Here is a 17,098-nt window from a genome sequence, read left to right as displayed (position 1 = left end):
ATAAGGTTTATACCCATAGGCACTCTCTAATTCAGATTGAGCAATTTCTTTAATAAAAATGTTTTTCTTCAATCCTGCTGCCTGAAATCCCGCGCGCTTTGAGCTGCTTTGTCACGCGTGCGCAAAGTGACCTTTCCGCTTCCCTCAGGAATGATTGAATACTCTTTTCCTTGATATAAACCATATCCTCCTTTTTTCAACATCGTTTTTTTCTCCGTTCAATTTAGTAATCCATTTCATCTAAAAAAGAGAGGATTTCTCCTCTCCTTAAAAATCAATTTTAAAAATAATTTTTTCTGCTCTTCATCATCTCAAGTTCCTGAGGGATAAGCAGTTTTGATAACGGAGTATCAGGGTTTAATATAATGCCGGTCTGTCCATCGATTTGATTTAAAATTTCTTCAAAAGACATCATGATCGAGTCATTTTGCTTAAACATTTTTTCTATCGGAAACTTTGATGAGAAAACCGGCAGCAATTTTCTGCTTTTTTTCTCCATAATATGAACCTGTTCAATTGAAGAAGAATCCTTGTCCGCATGTAGCTTTTTTATTAACCATACATTGCTTTTCGCTAGCACTTCATAGAAAACAGCTACTTTTCCGCTGCTGCTCATCGCATCAATTAAAGCTTTTTCCAAAGAGTTGAACTCTGTACTCATTTTTCACCAAACCCAAGAATTGGCTCTTTCTCTTCAATAATATCCAATTCATTAAGTGGAACATCCACTGTAAATTCGTATTTTGCATGAGTTTCCAGATTTAATTTTTTCCATGCCTCTGGATTGCTTGTCATAAGAATAACTTCTTGTTTCGCTTCATCATAGCCGATAATTCCGAAATGATAGCCTTTGTAAAAGGTAGTTGGAATTATTTCGTATGCATCATCTAAATCGTTTGGTTCTACTTTTTTTATATAGATAGAATTTTCACCAGGTGCAAGTGAAAAACCAATTGCTTGAGTCAATGGGTCAATAGATTTTAGATAATAGTTTTTTTTATAACTAATAATCTTATATTCCTTCCCCTGATAAACTCCAAATTTTCCTTTTCTCACGTTACACTACTCCTCTACACGTATAAATCTTTCCTTAAATGGATTATAAACCCCTACAAGTTCTTCTACACCTTCATTGACGATATATATTTCTCCAACTGTAGGCTCAGCGCCATCTCTGTATTTTGTTTCAAATTCAGGAATGATCCTGCCATTTACAGCAGCAGTAAATCCATGGCCAGTTTGCGGATATTTAATAAATTCATTTGGCTTTGCAGCACCCTGGCTATTCAGCTCTTCCGCATAAGGTATTCTCATTTTATCATAGTCGTCAGTTGTAAAACGAATAACAGCATATCCTTCATTAGGTGAGAACGGTGTTGGATAGTTCTCATCTCCGTAATCCAGTCTCAGCGAATAGAAAACATCATCTGACATATGTACGTCTGCAACATCATCCATTCTCGCAATACACCCGCTTAACGTAGTTTCACGTCCTGAGAGAAAGGCCTCAACTCTTCCTAAATCAATAACCTTCTGTAGAACAGTATCATCACCAACTGGTCCAACTGCGTCGCGAACTTGCCTCATTTTTTCTAGCTGATCTTGGGTCAACTCTGTATGATGCTTTGGCTGAAGTGCTAAAAATTCATCTCTTGTTAATCCTGCTTCATCAAGTACCGAATCAATCTCAGCAGCAAACCCTTTCCCCTGCGAAAGTTTCGCATAATCAAAACTCGTATCTATCCCATGAGTGACAGTCTCCACTTTCGGCTTAGAGGACGTCCCGTCAGGTACTTTTGTCAGCTTCGCAGCTTTTCCGAGCTTATCGATTCCCTTGCCTCCAAGAATGCCAAGTCCAATAGAGACGACACCATATGTAAAGAATTCTGTTCTGCTGTAAATATCTCCATTTATTACTTTTGTTTCCCAAGCTTCAGAGAGCGTGTTCCACATTGACTCAAGGGTTTCAAGGGGGTGAATGATGGCATCCCACATTGCTTCATATGTTTCCCATTCTGTGAGGGATACAAGCCCGTCCCAAGCGTCTGTAAGTCCATTCTTAGCGCCATCCCATAATCCTGAGAAAAAACCGCCCCAGCCTGAAGAAGCAGACGATTTGGCGGCCTCATCTGCTTCTCTCATTCCATTTGCGGTGTTTTCAATTAATGCTTTTGCATCTTCTGTCAGCGTATGAAACCGATTCACCAAGTGCCGGATCTCTTCCTGAAGATCAATAGCCCTTTCTACACGTGCAACAGAGGTAAAGCGCAGTCTGGCAGATTCCCAGTTTAACAGATCAAGTGCATCTCCCGTATATGAGCGGGATTGTTCAATGCTCTGTGCGAACGCTTCAAGCTCTTCTGGTCTTATTTTAATTTCCATGTGCGTCTACCTCTCCTTTATTCCTCTAAAACATTTGCAGCGCTGTATTAGGCGAGGCCAGCAGCCAGTTCTCTAAGCCTTCCGATTTCGTTTCTCAGCTCCTGAAAAAGCTCATCCTTCATATCGTATATATGATTATAAGTGACACGAATGTCATCCCGAATACTTTCATAGACTAATTTTGTTTGACCGGTCCATTCATCATCATACTGCAGATGCAGTTTATGAAAATGAAAAACTCCGTCATCAAACGTTCCCATTGCGTTATTAACAGCAGCCAGATATGCTTCGAGTTCATCTGCATCCCGATTGTATTCCGCTTGCTTTCTCTTTCTCTCCAAGTCTTCAAAGAAGTCTTCGATCGTATCCAACAAGTTCTTTCCACGTCCTTCTTCCTGTTTTAGAAGCATCTTATATTTATGTTAAAATATGGGGATGAATCCGGCAACTATCTATTAAACTATTTTTGCACATAGGCGAAAATGACTAGAAAAGAAATTATTCTTTCCTACTATTAGAATATATTAAAAACTTCACGTAATGTATTCCACTAAAACAACCTTATTTAAGCACATACACACGTTCTGGTCTTCCAATTGTTCCATAGGATAAGTCAGCAGCAATTTTCTCCTGGGAGATGAGGTGTTCCAAATATCTCCTTGCAGTTGTCCGGCTCACACCGATTTGCTTCGCTACTGTTTCAGCCGTTAATCCCTGTCCTGCATCCAACACTTCCATAACCTTAATCAGCGTCAGTTTATCGATCCCCTTTGGCAGGAGGGGCTTCTCAGTAATGTCATGCAGCTTATAAAGAAGCCTGTCAACTTCTTCCTGACCCATGATTTTGTTTTCCAATCTGATTGCTACAAGTTTGCGGTAATGTTCTTCGTATCTTTTTAAGGACTGCTTGAACCGTTCAAAAACAACAGGCTTGATAATAAAATCGAACACTCCGATTGTTATGGCTTCCTGCACCGTCTCAATTTCCCGCGCAGCTGTTATCATAATGACATCCGTTTGCTTATCAAGCTGCTTGATTTCCTTTAAAAGATCACATCCGTTCATATCAGGAAAATAAACATCAAGTAAAATTAAATCCGGTTTTAAGATATCAATCAAGCTTTTTGCCTCAGCATAATTAGCAGCTATTCCAATGGTGTGAAACCCCTCTATCTGTTCAAGAAATCTTCTTTGAATCTCTGCAATTCTTAAATCGTCTTCAATGATCAGCACCTCAATGGCTTGATTCATCATCATACCCCCTGCTTTTTGGAATGGCTACAGTAAACGCTGTTCCTTCTCCTTTCTTCGATGAAAAAGTGATCGTTCCTCCTGCTTTTTTCAAAGCCTGCCGGACAAGACTCAGACCGATGCCTGCATTTTTGTCCCTGCTCTTTGTAGAGAACCCCTGCTGGAAAATACTCTCGAAATGCTCCTCATCTATACCTGGTCCATTGTCTTCAACTTCAATAATCAATTCTTTGCCCAGATCTGTTAAAAAGAGCGATACCTTTTTATATCCGTCTTCTTTTTCTCTGACAGCTTCAAAGGCATTATTCAGCAGATTGCCGAAAATGGTTATTAAAGCATCACGATTCAGTGAGTCCGGAACATCCTTAAAGCTGCTTTCCTCATCTATGGAAAAATGGATTTTCAATTCGCTTGCAAGACTGATTTTTCCTAATATAAATCCCGCAAGAATAGGATCGGGAATTTCCCTCATGATGAAGCCAATAAATCCCTGCGTAACATTTACTTCTGTCGAAATAAACTCAATCGCTTCTTTGTAAGACCCTAATTGGATGAGTCCAAGCAGGGTGTAGAGCTTGTTCGAATATTCATGTGTCTGCGCTCTTAACCCCTCTGCATATGCTTTTACGTGTGACAGTTCCTTCAGCACCTGTGACAGCTCTGATTTATTCCTGAAACTCGCTACAGCGCCTATAACTTCTCCTCTTTTATCAAAAATAGGAATGCGGTTTACGACGAAAACATCCTCAAGAATGATGAACTCCTAATCATATTCAGCTTGTCCGAAATCAACAACATGCTGCAGATGGGTATCTTTAATGATCTCTTCGATCCGCTTTCCCCTTAAAAGAATCTCATTTGGAATCTCCAGGATTTTATGGGCATTTTCATTCACAACCGTGATTTTCCCGTCGGTATCAATGGCAATGATCCCTTCATGTATAGATTCCAATATGGCGTGTTTTTCCTGGTACATCCAGGCAATCTCACGCGGCTCAAGGCCAAATATGGCTTTTTTAATGTTTAATGAGATCAATAACGCTGAAATAATCCCGCCTATTAAGATAACAATCGTAGAAAATAAGATTTTATTTTCAAGTTTTGTCAGTTCTTTTTCAATATCCTCCTGAAGAAATCCGACAGAAACGACTCCAATCACATTATCATTCTGATCGAATATGGGTGCTTTTCCTCTAAGAGATGGTCCAAGGGTACCGACAGATTCAGAAATGACGGTTTTCCCTTTGAATACTTCTTCATTATCTCCGCCAACCATTTTTTCACCCAAACGATCCACATCAGGATGTGAATACCTGATTTCATCAAGGTTTCCTGCGACGATAAATTCCGCTCCCACCTCTTTGCGGATTTTCTCTGCGATCGGCTGAATGATTTCAGACGGATTTTCCGTTAAGAAGGCTTCCGCGATCTCAGGCATATATGCGATTGTCTCTGCAACAGACAGCGCCTGCATACCCTTATCTTTCTTCAAATTGTTTTCCATGATGGACTTAAAGGTTAGTTCAAATATACCTGCCATCAGGACTACCACAAGACAAATCCCAATCATCAGCTTAGCATGTAAACGCATTCACTCACCTCTGATTAATCATAGTAAAAAAACTCCTTATTAAAAAGGAGTTTTTTAGCCCTCTACGTTAATAACTACATCCTTTCCCCGTTTTTTCATTAAAACCGGAATCAGGAGCCAAAGTGCCGTAAGAATTAAGAATGATACGGAAATGGGACGCGTGAAGAAAATGCTGTAGTCACCATTTGAAATGGTAAGCGCTCTTCTCATATTGTTTTCAATCATCGGGCCTAATACCAAGCCTAATACCAGTGGAGCAATCGGGTAATCATTCTTGGATAAAAAGTAGCCGAGAACGCCGCATGCAAGGAGAAGGAGTAAATCATACACTGATACCTGCACCGCATATACACCAAAAATCGAAATCGCGATAATAATAGGAATCAAATACTTTTTCGGCGTTTGAATAATTTTCGCAAACACCTTAACAAGCGGCATATTTAAAGCGAGAAGCATAATGTTTCCGATGAACATACTTGCAATTAATCCCCACGCAACTTGAGGATGATCTTCAAACAGCAGCGGACCCGGCTGAATGTTATACATCATCAGGGCACCCATCAGGATCGCAGTTGTCCCTGATCCCGGAATGCCAAGCGTCAATAATGGAATCATCGCACCGCCTGATGCCGCGTTATTGGCAGATTCCGGTGCAGCAACACCTGCAATTGCACCTTTACCGAACTTAGATGGGTCCTTGCTGATTTTCTTTTCCATCATATACGAGAAAAATGAGGCCAATGTGGCGCCGGCTCCCGGCAGTATTCCAATGAAGAATCCTAATAATGAACCTCTTGTGATCGGACCTGCGGATTCCTTCAATTCTTCTTTTGAGGGTAAGATATTATTGATTTTAGCAATTTCCGCGTCTTCCTCTTCTTTTTCAAGGATTGTCTTGAAGACCTCTCCTAATGCAAACAGGCCAACCGCTATTGTTAAAAATTCGATTCCCTGATAAAGCCACGGAAAATCGAACGTAAATCTTGCAACACCTGAAACATTGTCCACTCCAATCGTTGCAAGCAATAAGCCTGAAATCGTCATGATAAGTGCTTTTGTCACCGATTTTCCTGCCAGACCGCTGACTGCTGCAATACCAAGCAGCATCAGTGAAAAGTATTCCGCCGGGCCAAACTTAATTGCTATGCTGGATAGAGGCTTTGCTAATAAAATAAGTGCGATCAGCGTTACGATGCCGGCAAAAAAGGATCCGATTGCAGCGATGGAAAGAGCACTTCCCGCCCTGCCATTCTTCGCCATTTGATAGCCGTCAAGTGTGGTAACAACAGAGGATGATTCTCCAGGTGTATTTAATAGAATGGATGTTGTAGAACCTCCGTACATGGCTCCGTAATAAACCCCTGCAAGCAGGATAATGGCGCTTGTTGCCGCTTGTTCCGGCGGCAGCCCCCCAGTCATTGAAGCTGTGACCGGTATTAAAAGAGCTACACCGCTCATCGGTCCGATTCCTGGCAGGACGCCGACTGCCGTTCCAATCAGGACGCCTGCAAAAGCAAAAAGGATATTATACCAAATGAAGGCTGACTGAAAGCCCTGCAGCAGATAATCAATTGTTCCCATTATGCATTTCCTCCCTTAATAAGAAAAGCGCAAGCGCCTTGTTCAGCTCCGGCAGGCAGATAAGGATCCGCCGAAAAAGTCCGGGTTTGACTTTTTTGGCGGATCCGTTCTGACCGAGGAGTCAGGCGCTCGTTCTAAACATCAATGTGATTAAATTTCTGCTTTCGTATCTCATTTACTTAAAACCATACCGGAAAGCTCGGCAGGGTTCCTTTTAGAACAACAACAAATAAGTAATAGATCCCGGCAGAAAAACAAGCAGATATCACAATCGATTTCACCCATTTTCCGCGCTCCATTGTTTGAAAGCATATAAATAGAAAAACAAATGTCGTGATGACATATCCGATTGTTTCAAGTGCTGCTATATAAAGCAGTATTGCAAGAAAAATAATGATGAATGCTTTCATCTGCAAAGGTTCTTTTTTTCCGTATTTTTTCTCATAATGAAAGGTTTCATAAAACAAACGAAGGCTAAGCAGAAAAAGGATGGCAGCGAGAAAGAACGGAAAAATATTAGGTCCGACAACACTTCCATATGAAGATTCCGCTATCTGCATACTGCCATACATAAAGAGGGCTCCCACCGCTAAAAACAAAATGGCTGCTGCCCTGTCAAACTTGATTGACATCTGAATCATCCTTTCTAATAGGAAAAGCGGAACCGCCCGTTTAGCTCAGGCATGACAGATAAGAATTCACCCGAAAAGTCCGATTTTTTACTTTCCTTGGGGAATTTGTTCTGGCCGAGGAGTTGGGCGGTGAAGCTAGACCAGAAACGGTAAATTTTATGCTTTCTTAAAAACTTGAAGCAAAGAAGGAGACTGCCTCCTTCTTCAGCTTCACAATTATTTCGCCATTCCAACAGCCTTAAGCAGGGTTTGCACTTGTTTTTCCTGCTCTCCTAAAAATGTTTTAAAGTCCTCGCCATTCTTATATTCCATTTCCCATCCCTGTGTTTCGACTTCCTTTTTCCATTCTTCAGACTCTACTAAATTTTTAATTGTTTTCTCCCAATATTTATAAGCTTCATCAGACATTTTCTCTGGACCAAAAACTCCCCGCCAAATGGTGAATTCTGCGTCAATTCCTTGCTCTTTCGCAGTTGGAAGATCCTTAAGGTCGCCTTGAAGTCGTTCGGATGCAGTTGTAGCCAGCACTCTTACCTTGCCTGCCTTTAAGAACTCCTTGACGCTTGATACATCAGTTCCTATTACATCAGCATTGTTCCCTAGAAGAGCTGTAATCGCCTCTCCGCCCCCATCATAGGAAACATATTTTAACTTTGTCGGATCCACTCCATCTGCATAAGCTGGAAGAATTGAAATCAGATGATCCATAGAACCTGGAGCTGATCCGCCGGCAAACGTAAGCTTACCCGGATCTTTTTTCACATCCTCCAATAAGGATTGCAGATCCTTGTATTTTGAATCTTCTTTAACAACAATTGCCCCATAATCCTTCGTCAATTGAGCAAGAGGGGTTGTATTTTTATATCCGTATGGACTGTTTCCTTCTTTTTTCAGGTTATTGATAATAACAGGCGGCGAATTGACAAATAACCGCTCATTATTTTGCACATCCTGTGTGGCATATTCAGCCATGAATACCGCTCCGCCTCCGCCTGGTTTGTTTTCTACGGTGAGCGGCTGGTCTACAAGCTTGGTTTCACTTAACACCTTCACGAACGACCTCGCCGTTAAATCCCAGCCTCCACCGGCACCTGATGGAGCGACAACCGTTAAAGCCTTTGATGGATAGCCTGTACCTGTACTGCCCGAAGCAGCTTTCTCTCCGCTGCTGCAAGCACCTAAGCTTAAAGCAAGAGCCCCTGTACACATAATCATGGATACTTTTTTTAATCCGAACATATAAATCCCCCTTTGTAAGCGTTTTCTTAATTTTACAGAGGATTCTGAAAAAATATAGTTTATACACGTAAAGAGCATAAAAACCTTTAGCTCCTTTTTGTCCTTTTTGTTCACGGGCGAAATAACAGCTGAATTCATTTGAATAAATGCCGCGGGAAACATATAATTGTAAAATGAACAGATGATTTATGGATATAATGAAGTTTACATAGAAGAAAGGACGATAGATATTGGAAAATAACTCGTCAAACTTTATCAAAAGCATCATAAAAGAGGATCTGGAGAGCGGAAAGCATTCAACGGTCATCACCCGTTTCCCGCCTGAGCCGAATGGCTACCTTCATATCGGCCATGCAAAATCGATCTTAATCAACTTTGAACTTGCCGATGACTTTGGCGGCAGAACCAATTTGCGATTTGATGACACGAACCCTTTAAAAGAGGATCAGGAGTACGTAGATTCCATTAAAGAAGATGTGAAATGGCTTGGCTATGAGTGGGACGAGCTTCACTTTGCATCAAATTACTTTGAGGAAATGTACAACCGCGCTGTTCTTTTAATCAAAAAAGGCAAAGCATATGTAGATGACCTGACAGCCGATGAAATCCGCGAATACCGCGGCACATTGACTCAGCCTGGAAAAGAAAGCCCGTACCGCAATCGCCCTTCTGAAGAAAATCTTGAGCTGTTCGATAAAATGCGCAAAGGCGAATTTGAAACAGGCAGCAAGGTTTTGCGTGCTAAAATTGATATGACGTCACCAAACCTGAATCTTCGTGATCCTGTTATTTACCGTGTATCACATGCGACTCACCATAATACAGGAGATACTTGGTGCATTTATCCGATGTATGATTTCGCACACCCGATTGAAGATGCGATTGAAGGCGTGACACATTCCATTTGTACAACAGAATTTGAGGATCATCGTCCCCTTTACAATTGGGTTGTCGAGGAATGTGAAATGGAAAGCAAGCCTCAGCAAATTGAATTTGGCCGCTTAAATATCACGAACACAGTCATGAGTAAACGCAAGCTGAAGCAGCTTGTTGATGAAGGCTTTGTAGACGGCTGGGATGACCCGCGCATGCCAACGGTTTCAGGACTCAGAAGAAAAGGATACACATCTGATGCCATCCGTAATTTTGTACGGGAAACAGGCGTTTCTAAAGGATATGGTGCTGTTGACGAAGCCATGCTCGAGCACTTCGCAAGAGAAGATCTTAAGCTGAAAGCGCCTCGGACAATGGGTGTTCTTAAGCCGCTTAAAGTGGTGATAACAAACTACCCTGAAGGCGAGTCTGAAATGCTTGATGCAGAGATTAATCCAGAGGTTCCTGAAATGGGCTCACGACAAATTCCGTTCGGAAGAGAAATCTACATCGAACAGGACGATTTCATGGAAGATCCTCCGAAAAAGTATTTCCGCCTTTTCCCTGGCAACGAGGTTCGTCTGAAGCATGCCTACTTCATCAAATGTGAAGATGTCATCAAAGATGAAAATGGAAATGTCGTTGAACTGCATTGCACATACGACCCTGAAACTAAGAGCGGATCAGGCTTTACAGGCCGTAAAGTAAAAGGCACAATCCATTGGGTGGATGCTGAGAATGCCGTGCCTGCAGAGTTCCGTTTGTATCAGCCGTTAATTCTTGACGCAGACCTGGAAGCGGAAAAAAGCGAAGAGGAAGCAGATGAAAAAACATTCCTCGATTACGTGAACGATCAATCGCTGGAAGTCGTTCAAGGCTTTGTAGAACCAAACATGAAGGATGTATTGGGTCAGGACAAATTCCAATTCTTCAGACACGGGTATTTCAACGTGGATCCGAAGAATACAACACCAGAAAAAGCTGTTTACAATCGGATTGTCTCTTTAAAAAGCTCGTTTAAATTATAAAAAGAAAAGCGCAAGCGCACGTTTAGCTCCTACAGACAGATAAGGATCCGCCAGAAAAGGCGCTTTTTGCCAGGCGGATCCGTTCTGGCCGAGGAGTTGGGCGATGGAGCTAGATATCGATGCGCAAAATTTTATACTTTCTTAAAACCTAAACATAAAAAAGACCTAAATTTCCAAGAAATTTAGGTCTTTTTTTGATGAAATGTTCTTCAGCATTCGATAGGACAAGAGTAAAAAGCTTGTCCTATCGAGATGAATCACGTCGTCTGAAGGTCTCTTTTTACAATTCCAGACAAAGTCCAACCCGAACATTGCAGAGATTTGAATGGTTTTAATCATGATTTTTCGCGGTATAATCGTACTAACGAAAAAAAATGAAGGATGAACTAAATAAATACTAAGCAGAAAGGAGGACGATGAATCATGAGAATCAGAGCAGGCAGCTGGAGAATGCTGAGTTCACAGGAAAAACTGTTTATTTTGAAGGCAGTGAGTCATAGTATGAAAAAATAAACACCGTAACTCTTTTATCAGCCAAATTCCACAAACATTCAGCCGTTTTTTCGTATTTTACAGCCGAATTCGAGAAACTTACAGCCGATTCTCCATTTTTTTCAGCCGAATTCCAAAATGGTACCAGTCAAGGCAGCCGCAAATGCAGCTGCTTTCCTTTATTATTTCCACCAGCCATCAAATTTGCTTGCAGGCAATTGGCGTTTATGCTCAGTCATTAAGTAGCGCTTTTCCACCTTAGAGGCGACTTCCTCTGAAACGGATTTCCCTTCTAAGTAGTCATCAAGCTCATCATAGGTAATGCCGAGCTCCGTCTCATCAGCCTGCTGCGGCTTATCGTCAAGCAGGTCAGCCGTTGGAACCTTCAAGTATAATCTTTCTTCTGCTCCAAGCTCTTTAAGCAAGCTTCTGCCCTGGCGCTTAGTAAGACCGGCTAACGGAAGAAGATCTGCTCCGCCGTCACCATACTTCGTAAAGAACCCTGTGACCGCTTCTGCAGCGTGATCTGTACCGATGACAAGCAATCCAGCCTGACCTCCGATCGCATATTGAGTAATCATGCGTGTTCTTGCTTTCACATTTCCTTTATTAAAATCGCTCAGCTCATCCTGAACGGCATCTGCATATTGCTTTTCAAAGGCATCAACAGTCGGCTTAATATCAAACGTGATCAATTGTTCAGGCTTAATAAATTTGAGAGCAAGCTGTGCATCATTTTCATCGTGCTGAACGCCGTGCGGAAGGCGGACGGCAATGAACTTCGCATCGCTTTTGCCTTCACTTCTTAGCTCTTCAACAGCCAGCTGGGCAAGACGCCCTGCCAAAGTAGAATCCTGCCCGCCGCTTATTCCAAGAACAAATCCTTTCGCACCCGTTTTTTTCAGATAGTCTTTCAAAAAATCAATGCGTTCTCTTATTTCAGCCTTCGGATCAATTTCGGGTTTAACATTTAAATCACTCATGATCTTCTCTTGCAAGCTCATCAAAAATTCCTCCTACTGATATAAAGAATGTTTTTTAATGTAATCATAACAAGCATCAGGCAGCAGGTAGCGCGGTTCCCCGCCTTTTGAAAACTCACCTCGGATGTATGTAGAGCTGATCTCCATCGCAAGCCCCTTATCAATCAAATGAAAAGTTGAGCCGTCATCATGATTCCGCAAAATCGGGGAACGGGAAATCGTACGGAGCATATCAATGCCCTCTCTTGCCATCACAATAAATTTATTGCTTGAAATCAGTTCCTGATCATATTTCCACTTGCCGTCTGCAATATCAACAAGCAGATCGGCACCCATAATAAAGTATATTTCATTATTCGGGTATTTCTTTTTAAAGTGCTCCAACGTGTAATACGTATATACATTCCAGGCTTCCTGCTTAATTTCATAATCATCAGCCAAAAACTTGTCATTCCCCTGAAGTGCAAGCTCAAGCATATTCCAGCGGTGCAGATCAGATGTTTTCATCACTTTATCTTTCCGTTTGTTTGAACATGGCAGAAAAATAATTTTATCAAGTCTGCATCGATGTGCAACGGTGCTTGCCGTCCATAAATGTACATTTGTGATCGGATCAAACGACGAACCGTAAATCCCTATCTTCCCCACTTGCTCTTCTCTCCCATCGTCCTCTACTTACTTCTTTCCCTGTTCAATCATATTCTTAACCTTAGATTGAACTTCTTCGATATTTCGCATCTTGTTCTCCCAGCAGCGCTCGCTAAAATCGACCGGATACTCCTCAGGATGCATGGTCCGTTTATACTCATCCCATAGAACATCCATATTTTGAGCGGCATAGTCTTGAATCTCCTGGAGCTCAGGAAGTTTATAAACCAATTTTCCATCTACAAAAATATCACGGTGCAGTTCCTTCGCTTCAAAATTCGTCACAAATTTGCTGACGAACGTATGAACAGGATGGAACATTTTTAAGCGCTCCTCGGCTTGTGGATTTTCATCCTCAAGCGCAATATAATCGCCCTCTGATTTTTTATTGAGGGAATTGATGATCCGGTACACCCTTTTAATCCCCGGCGTTGTCACTTTTTCAGGATTTCCGCTGATTTTAATCGTATCCTTCATTTCCCCGTTTTCATTTTCAATGGATACTAATTTATATACAGCACCAAGAGCGGCCTGATCATAAGCGGTAATCAGCTTCGTGCCGATACCCCATGAATCGATTTGTGCACCCTGTGATTTCAGGTTAATGATCGTATTTTCATCCAGATCGTTCGAAGCAATAATCTGCGTCTCTGTAAATCCTGCTTCATCCAGCATTTTTCTTGCTTTCTTCGATAAATATGCAAGATCTCCGCTATCGAGGCGAATCCCTTTGAAGTTAATTTTATCGCCAAGCTCTTTGGCCACTTTAATCGCAATAGGAACCCCTGATTTTAGCGTATCATACGTATCGACCAGGAAAACACAGTCTTTATGACGGCGCGCGTATTTATGGAACGCAGTGTATTCATCACGATAAGCCTGAACCAATGCATGAGCGTGTGTGCCCGCAACAGGAATGCCGAACATTTTACCTGCGCGCACATTAGAAGTCGCATCAAAACCGCCAATGTAAGCAGCTCTGGTGCCCCACACTGCCGCATCCATTTCATGCGCTCTGCGTGTTCCGAATTCCATCGCACTTTGCTCGCCTACAACGTGCTTGATGCGTGAAGCTTTTGTCGCAATCAATGTTTGATAGTTCACAATGTTAAGCAAAGCCGTTTCAATCATCTGCGCCTCTGCAAGCGGCGCTTCAATCCGCAGTATCGGTTCATTGGCAAAAACCAGCTCTCCTTCAACCATTGAACGGACGGTTCCAGTAAAACGAACCTCTTTTAAATACTCCAGATAATCTTCTTTGTATCCCAATTCATCTCTTAAGTACTCAATGTCACTTTCTGTAAATGAAAAACTCTGCAAATACTCGACAATGCGTTCAAGACCGGCAAAAACCCCATATCCATTGCTGAACGGCAGCTTTCTGAAAAAGACTTCAAATACTGCTTTCCGGTTGTGCATGTTGTCTTCCCAGTACGTTTCTGCCATGTTAATTTGGTAAAGATCCGTGTGAAGCATTAAACTGTCGTCTGTGTATTTCATCAAAGGAACCTCCATCTGTCTATTCAACCCGTGCATTTAAGCTGTTTTTAAAATGAGATAGCGCCCATGTGTGACCCTCAGGATTGAAGCTTGCCACTGCTTTTTCATGAACAGCCATTTTGAAGCCTTTATTAAAACCGTCAACTGCCGTATGCAGTACACAAATATCCGTACAAACCCCAACCAGATGAATTTCTGTAATGCCCCGTGCGCGGAGCTTCAATTCCAGATCTGTCCCCGCAAACGCACTGTATCTTGTTTTATCCATCCATTGTACATGATTTTTCTCTTTATTCTGCTCATAAACGTCTTCAAGCTTCCCAAAAAGTCTGCGCCCATCTGTACCTTCAATGTTATGAGGCGGGAACAAAGCACTTTCAGGATGAAACTTATCGTTCTCATCATGCCTATCAATCGCAAAAACCACATAATCTCCTGCATCAATAAAAGCCTTAGTCAGCTTTACAATATCATCCTCAATTGCCTGCCCCGGCTTCCCGCAAGTAAGTGCCCCGTCATCTGCTACAAAATCCACTGTATAGTCTATGTTAATTAACGCTCTTTTCATAAATGTCCACTCCCCTTTAGTATTTAACACTTAATGAATTGTTAATTATCAAATCTAATAACGTGCCGTATAGATCGGTTTGACAACATCCATCTCAACAAACGTATAAAGCTGCGTCGGTTTTTTTGACGTGCGCGATGTCTTTCCTTCTGCCTCCTTGATAAATGGCAGTGTCTTAATTTTCCTTGAAAAAGACTGGTCACTTGCAATGGCAGGTTCATCCGTCACCGTCTTCAGCACTGCCTGCAGCTCCGAATAAGTAAAGAATTCAGGAAGAAAATTCTTAGCTACTGTCGTCTGCAAAAGATCATTCGTAATCATTTTAATGGCATCTTCAATGATTTCTCTGTGATCAAAAGCGAGATCCAGATTCAGAACATCGTTGATTGAAAAAAGGTCTACCTCTGCAGCATCATCTTGAGCTTTTCTCAGGGACAGCGAATGCTCTGGAACAATCGCATAATGCGCGTTCGAGATAATCCAGCCGCGCGGATCGCGTCCCGGCTTATCATACACACCAAAGTGCTTCATATGAACCCCGGAAACACTCGTTTCCTCTTCTAATTCCCGCTTTGCCGCTTCAAACGCTGATTCATCATCTTGAACAAATCCGCCCGGAAGCGCCCACTTGCTTGCCTCAATGTTTGGATTCCCCTCTGCATCAAGCGCTGCACGCTGGATCAGCATAAGCTTCAAATCCATCAATGGCGGCTTATACTCTCCATCACTTTCAGACACAATCGTAAATACACAAATATCTGACGTGTACCCATCAGGAGTCCGATATTTTTTTATATCGTATTTCTTAAGAGCTTCATCGTTTGACATGAATAACTGGCTCCTTAATTTGTTTTTAATTAACAAGTTGTTAATTGTTAATTTATTTATACCTTATTTTTTAGAAGCTGTCAATGAATTATGTCGGGGAATTTCCAAAAAAATCGATAACGTTATTAACTTGTTTTGTCATTAAATGTATTTCCAATTGACCATGCATTGCTTTCTGATAAACTTTACAGTAATCAAATCTTTACAAGGCAGAATTTTATAAGAACCAGTTAATGATTTCAAAACGGAGAGTGAATCCAATGGACCGAATTTATTTTGCAGAAAACCCCTGGCCGAATGGTCACCGAATTGCAAGCTTTGAATGGAGTGCGCATTTTGAAATTGGCAATTTAGCAAAACCAGGATTATATTTTGATTTTCATCTTGAGACGGCAGATTACGACGAGGAAGATTTGAATGTGGATAATGAAGAAGATGAAGAGGAAGCAAAAGACGAATGGCACGCAAAAATCGTCTGGAATAACTACCATAGCTGTACATTGTCTTCAACACAATGGGGTGACACTGGCTTTTTAGCAGGAACTGATTTAAAACCTTTTGACCTTGAAAGCCTAGATGGGAAAGAATATCGCATTGATTTTTTAACACCGGATGAACAAGAAAACTTAGATCAAGATACGACCTCTTTTGGTATTTACTTACTGGGTCATGACGCAGCGGCATTTCACACGATTAAATTTACAAAGACAGAAAATCAAACGTTCAACATTGATTGGAATGGGAAACTGGCTCATGCTTATGTTGGTGATCATGAGTTCAAGCATGATTTCCATACCCTTATTCATTCTGCAGAATTTAGAGGGATAGTCATTGATGATGAAACAACGAATGAGCAAGCATTTGAACTACTCAAACAATTTGTGTGTAAACCACAACTTTTTCGCTTAGTGAATGTTAATGGGGGCAGGCGGTTTGTATTAAATAATGGATAAAAATGAGCAAGTGCTCCAGTCATTTTAGGAGCACTCTTTTTCTTTTGGTATATAGATGAACATTCGTCCATCTGGATACTTTCCATCCCAGCCGCACGGCCAGCCTCCCTGCTTATAAACCTGAAAGACTCTTTCAAAAAAATTGTCAATTTCCCCATAAATAAGCCGATTCAATGCACACTGAAGCAAATCTTCAGAAATCTCCTCAAAAATATCTATATAATCTAAAACAAAATTATCTGGGTAACCTTTTGAAGAATGAAACAATTCTCGCAATGACTTTTCAATGTGGGTTACATTCTCTTCGTACAGTATCCCAAGGATTTCACCACTTTCAAATGCTTTTACACTCTCCCATACGGTGTCTACAATTTCAGAATCCTGTGACCAAGCCAATTCTTGGGCTTCCTCGTAATCATGAGTAATAGTGAAATTTCGTATTGGAATTTTTTCACTGAAAGCTAATTTGAGAGTAGAGGCTACTTTTATTACTTCTTCTACTAAATGGCTATTTTCACCATAGTACATTAACTAAATCACCCAGCCTCT

General features: G+C 41.4%; 16 protein-coding genes and 1 pseudogene. 2 read left to right on the top strand and 15 right to left on the bottom strand.

Features of this window, described 5'->3' with window-relative positions:
• Positions 1-280 precede the first annotated feature (280 nt).
• The 9 genes and pseudogenes from LIT25_02640 to LIT25_02600 all read right to left on the bottom strand — a co-directional run bounded on the left by LIT25_02640 (position 281) and on the right by LIT25_02600 (position 8,676).
• On the bottom strand, positions 281-640 hold the full coding sequence (locus LIT25_02640; protein USK34320.1) for an SseB family protein: 360 nt from the start codon (positions 638-640) through the stop codon (positions 281-283).
• A gap of 17 nt (positions 641-657) precedes the next feature.
• Entirely contained in the window at positions 658-1,056 is a 399-nt protein-coding gene (locus LIT25_02635; GenBank protein USK34319.1) for a hypothetical protein, read from the bottom strand.
• 6 nt (positions 1,057-1,062) lie between these two features.
• Positions 1,063-2,382, bottom strand: a complete 1,320-nt coding sequence (locus LIT25_02630) for a hypothetical protein (GenBank protein ID USK34318.1) — start codon at positions 2,380-2,382, stop codon at positions 1,063-1,065.
• Positions 2,383-2,429: 47 nt separating this feature from the next.
• On the bottom strand, positions 2,430-2,756 hold the full coding sequence (locus tag LIT25_02625; GenBank protein USK34317.1) for a hypothetical protein: 327 nt from the start codon (positions 2,754-2,756) through the stop codon (positions 2,430-2,432).
• Between the two features lie 187 nt (positions 2,757-2,943).
• Positions 2,944-3,639 carry a response regulator gene (locus tag LIT25_02620; GenBank protein ID USK34316.1) on the bottom strand — a complete coding sequence of 232 codons (696 nt, stop codon included), beginning with the start codon at positions 3,637-3,639 and terminating at the stop codon, positions 2,944-2,946.
• Positions 3,617-5,224, bottom strand: a pseudogene (locus LIT25_02615) (sensor histidine kinase). The gene LIT25_02620 and the pseudogene LIT25_02615 overlap by 23 nt, the downstream one beginning before the upstream one ends.
• A 54-nt stretch (positions 5,225-5,278) precedes the next feature.
• Positions 5,279-6,805: a tripartite tricarboxylate transporter permease gene (locus tag LIT25_02610; GenBank protein USK34315.1), complete on the bottom strand. Its 1,527-nt coding sequence runs from the start codon at positions 6,803-6,805 to the stop codon at positions 5,279-5,281.
• A gap of 179 nt (positions 6,806-6,984) precedes the next feature.
• A complete protein-coding gene (locus LIT25_02605; GenBank protein ID USK34314.1) occupies positions 6,985-7,437 on the bottom strand; it encodes a tripartite tricarboxylate transporter TctB family protein in 453 nt (150 codons plus the stop codon).
• A gap of 216 nt (positions 7,438-7,653) precedes the next feature.
• The gene (locus LIT25_02600; protein ID USK34313.1) at positions 7,654-8,676 is read right to left on the bottom strand and encodes a tripartite tricarboxylate transporter substrate binding protein; all 1,023 of its coding nucleotides are present in this window, start codon (positions 8,674-8,676) and stop codon (positions 7,654-7,656) included.
• Between the two features lie 230 nt (positions 8,677-8,906).
• Between LIT25_02600 and LIT25_02595 the strand changes: the two genes are divergently transcribed.
• Positions 8,907-10,577 (top strand): glutamine--tRNA ligase/YqeY domain fusion protein, encoded by a 1,671-nt coding sequence (locus LIT25_02595; protein ID USK34312.1) that lies wholly within the window; start codon positions 8,907-8,909, stop codon positions 10,575-10,577.
• A gap of 674 nt (positions 10,578-11,251) precedes the next feature.
• Here LIT25_02595 and nadE read toward each other — a convergent pair.
• Genes nadE through LIT25_02570 form a run of 5 tightly spaced genes read right to left on the bottom strand, consistent with a single transcriptional unit; the run spans position 11,252 to position 15,596 of the window.
• Complete coding sequence (gene nadE, locus LIT25_02590; protein USK34311.1) at positions 11,252-12,073, bottom strand: ammonia-dependent NAD(+) synthetase; 822 nt, start codon at positions 12,071-12,073, stop codon at positions 11,252-11,254.
• Between the two features lie 12 nt (positions 12,074-12,085).
• On the bottom strand, positions 12,086-12,700 hold the full coding sequence (nadD, locus tag LIT25_02585) for a nicotinate (nicotinamide) nucleotide adenylyltransferase (GenBank protein USK34310.1): 615 nt from the start codon (positions 12,698-12,700) through the stop codon (positions 12,086-12,088).
• Between the two features lie 27 nt (positions 12,701-12,727).
• On the bottom strand, positions 12,728-14,200 hold the full coding sequence (locus tag LIT25_02580) for a nicotinate phosphoribosyltransferase (protein ID USK34309.1): 1,473 nt from the start codon (positions 14,198-14,200) through the stop codon (positions 12,728-12,730).
• A 19-nt stretch (positions 14,201-14,219) separates the two neighbouring features.
• Complete coding sequence (locus LIT25_02575) at positions 14,220-14,768, bottom strand: cysteine hydrolase (GenBank protein USK34308.1); 549 nt, start codon at positions 14,766-14,768, stop codon at positions 14,220-14,222.
• A gap of 54 nt (positions 14,769-14,822) precedes the next feature.
• The gene (locus tag LIT25_02570; protein USK34307.1) at positions 14,823-15,596 is read right to left on the bottom strand and encodes an NUDIX hydrolase; all 774 of its coding nucleotides are present in this window, start codon (positions 15,594-15,596) and stop codon (positions 14,823-14,825) included.
• A gap of 260 nt (positions 15,597-15,856) precedes the next feature.
• Here LIT25_02570 and LIT25_02565 point away from each other — a divergent pair, with 260 nt between their 5' ends.
• Entirely contained in the window at positions 15,857-16,549 is a 693-nt protein-coding gene (locus LIT25_02565) for a hypothetical protein (protein USK36127.1), read from the top strand.
• A gap of 24 nt (positions 16,550-16,573) precedes the next feature.
• Here LIT25_02565 and LIT25_02560 read toward each other — a convergent pair whose 3' ends face one another.
• Positions 16,574-17,077 carry a cytoplasmic protein gene (locus LIT25_02560; protein ID USK34306.1) on the bottom strand — a complete coding sequence of 168 codons (504 nt, stop codon included), beginning with the start codon at positions 17,075-17,077 and terminating at the stop codon, positions 16,574-16,576.
• Positions 17,078-17,098 lie beyond the last annotated feature (21 nt).

Source organism: Bacillus sp. F19, assembly GCA_023823795.1.
Lineage (GTDB): Bacteria > Bacillota > Bacilli > Bacillales > Bacillaceae > Bacillus_P.
This window is presented reverse-complemented; position numbering and strand designations above follow the sequence as displayed.